Below are 3,273 nucleotides of genomic sequence, written 5' to 3' on the forward strand. Positions count from 1 at the left end.
ATCAAACGGCGCACCATCGAGTTACGACGCCAACAGCACTTCAACGCAGCAGCATGACCTTCAAACAGATGAGCCAAAAACTCTCTTAGATCACACGCTCAATTGTCCCGAAAAATCTGACAATGGACATCATTGCGATGCCGGAGAGCCCCAGCCCAATAAAGATGCTCTGCAGGGCTATTTCATACGCCCTCCAGGCAATGGTGACCGCGTCAGCAACTTTATCGAGGCGATCCACCAAGATGACGACATCGGCCGCTTCGGATGAGGCGCTGGCACCCCTTGCGCCCATCGCTATGCCGACGTCGGCCGCCGCCAGGGCCGGCGCATCGTTTATGCCGTCGCCGACCATAATCGTGGGATGCAACCGCCGCTCTGCAGCCACGGCCTCGACCTTATCGGAAGGCACTCGATCGGCGAGTATGGCATCGATATCCAATGCCGCCCCGATTGTCTCGGCCGCATCCGCTCGATCTCCCGTCACCATCACAATGCGCTTAATTCCAGACGTTCTAAGTGCCTGAATGGCTCTCGGCGTTTCACGGCGAAGTTCGTCGGCAAGAAGCAATGCCCCAATGGGCTGCTCGTCGACGGAAACGAAAACGCTTAAAGCGGAACGCCAGGACGCCCTTCGCAGAACCCGGACAGCCCAAGGCTGAAGCTTAGAGTGTCCGAAGACAAACTTGTCAGAACCTGCCTTCACTAGTTTTCCGGCGACACGCCCTTCAATGCCGGAGCCCATCGCTTCACGGACGTTCTCAGGCCCTACGAGAGCAATGCTGCGAGCACGCGCGGCCGTTACGATGGCACCCGCCACAACATTATGAGATGCCTGTTCCAACGATCCGGCGAAGTGCAAAATTTCATCGGAGGAAAAATGCGTCGCCGTCTCGATAGCCACGAGTCGGGCGCCGCCAACCGTTAACGTTCCGGTTTTGTCAAACATGACTGCGTGCGTGCGCGCCAATGATTCAAGCGCGGAACTATCCTTGATCAGTATGCCGTCTCTCGCAGCGCGCGAGACGCCCGCCACGAAGGCAACAGGCGCCGCAAGAATAAGAGGACAAGGCGTGGAAGCCACGAGCACGGCGAGCGCGCGAACCGCATCGCCCGAAAACAGCCAGGCGGCGCCGGCAAGTATGAGCGTAGCGGGTACCAATGCCAGCGCAAAGCGATCCGCGACACGGATAAAGGGCGCTTTTGCAGTTTGCGCCGCGGTGACCATTCGAACGATTCCGGCATACGTATTCTCGCCAGCAACCGTAGTTGCTGTCATATCGAACGTCTCGCCGGCGTTGACCGAACCGCTGCGAAGATGGGCGTTACGCTGCCGGACAACAGGCAAAGGTTCGCCCGTAACAGCAGCCTCATCAATTGCGCCAAATTCCGACGCGAGAATTCCATCGACAGGAAGGATTTCGCCCGCTCGTACTAAAAGCCGATCGCCAATGGCGATTTCATCGACCGCGACGTCTTGGACTTGCTGACCTGAGTATCGATGTGCAATCCGGGGGGCGCGATCGATGAGCGTCTTCAGGTCCCGTTCCGCCCGACTGACGGCATAGTCTTCGAGCAGATTGCCACCCGCATACATGATCGCGACCACGATCCCCGCAAGGTTCTCTCCAAGAAGCAGCGCGCCGCTCATGGAAAGAAGGGCGATCGCGTCGACTCCGAAACGACCGACTGCAAGATCGCGAACAATCGATACTGCCAGTCCGACGATGACCGGGAGAGTTGCGAAGGCCCAGATACTCTGCGCCCAAGCGGACCGGCCGAAGAGCCACGCGAGTCCGCCCGCAGCGATCCCGGACACCGCGATACCGAACAGGATCCGCCGGATCAGGCTGTCGGATAACCAATTTGGCATGAGACCCTCGTAGGACTCCCGTATTGGAGAGAAATAACAAAGCTCACCAAACGGATCATTTGATCCCGCTCAATCCGACGAGTTCCGATCGCGTGAGACACACCAATGCAATCGCGGATGACGAAAAGAGCGATCATTGCTTTCGCCGCAAATTCTTCTGCGCACCTATCGTCATCGTCGCATGCTGATGCGGAAATAACCAAACGACTTTCCCCGGGCGCCTTTCGCGTTGTCGAGCCGAACTCCGTCCACTGTACCAGTCCTCGTGGGGAGCGCGGAGAGGCTGGTGCTCAGCGCATCGCAAAAAGTTCCTGATGAAACCGCTCGTGAATCGGGAACCGTTTCTGCGCGAAATCCCGCCGCAGGGCTTCGCCGAACCTCGCCGGACCACAAAACCAGATGCTCGCTTCTAGCCAGTCCGGGATCTCGGCACGGATACGCTCGCCATTTAGACGCCCATGGCGCGCGTCGACAAGAAAATGCAACCGCACGCCGGCAGCCTCGGCATCTGCTCTGAGCTTGCTCTCCGCCACCTCATCGTAATCGATCGTAGGATGAAAGAGGTCGATCTTTTTGGGAGGAAGCGCTTGCTCGCTCTTGCGGAGCTGCGCGAGGTATTTCATTTGGGCAATGAATGGGGTGATACCGATACCGGCACCGACCCAGATTTGATGCGGGCAGGCGTCGTCAAACGTGAAACATCCATAAGGTCCTTCAATCCTGACCTCTTGTCCTACGACAAGCTTGTCCTTGAGCTGGCGGGTATGATCGCCCAGCTCCTTCACAATGAAATTGATGCGGCGGTTAGTTGCGCTCCATGCGGAGGCGATGGTGTAGGGGTGTGCGCCCTCGCTTGGATCTGACATGGCGAAAGCGAATTGACCGGGTTGATGGCCGGGCCATCCGGAGGGGACATCGACCTCGGCTTCGAGAACCCTGACACCGGTATAATAGTCAAGAGACGCGATGCGGCCCAGGACACGCCGGTGAATGCCCACGCGACCCAGCAGGACGTCGACCGCAGCCCATACGCCACCACCCATCAACACCGCCGTGACGATACCGATGGGAGACGACCAGTAGATGAACCTGATGAGCACGATGGAGTGGAAGACCAGCACGAGATAGGCAACGGCGAGCAGCTTGTGGGTCTGATAGAAGAAGCGGTAAGGAATGCGCTGGATGAGAGCAATGGCGATGAGCAGAAGGGCCGCGTAGAAAGCCCATTCGCCGCTTTGCTCGGCACTATGGCGGAGACTCGCCAGGGTCTGCTCGACCTGACTTGCGGCGGGTGGCCTCGGTCCGCGAGCCGGACGTTCGAGAACTCCGAGGCCTACGGCCCATCTCGGCCCATTGGCCCACAACCAGTGCGAGATGGCGATAACCAGAGCACCGATGCCCAG

The 3,273-nt window shown here is 58.6% G+C and carries 1 protein-coding gene and 1 pseudogene; both read right to left on the reverse strand.

Going from position 1 to position 3,273, the window contains the following annotated elements:
- Nucleotides 1-91 precede the first annotated feature (91 nt).
- Nucleotides 92-1,910: pseudogene (locus WC026_RS17205) on the reverse strand (heavy metal translocating P-type ATPase); the annotation flags it as partial.
- Nucleotides 1,911-2,160: 250 nt separating this feature from the next.
- Nucleotides 2,161-3,273: ferric reductase-like transmembrane domain-containing protein (locus WC026_RS17210; RefSeq protein WP_372712237.1), on the reverse strand; the 1,113-nt coding region annotated here is incomplete at its 5' end.

The organism is Hyphomicrobium sp. (assembly GCF_041674905.1).
Taxonomy (GTDB): Bacteria; Pseudomonadota; Alphaproteobacteria; order Rhizobiales; family Hyphomicrobiaceae; genus Hyphomicrobium_B.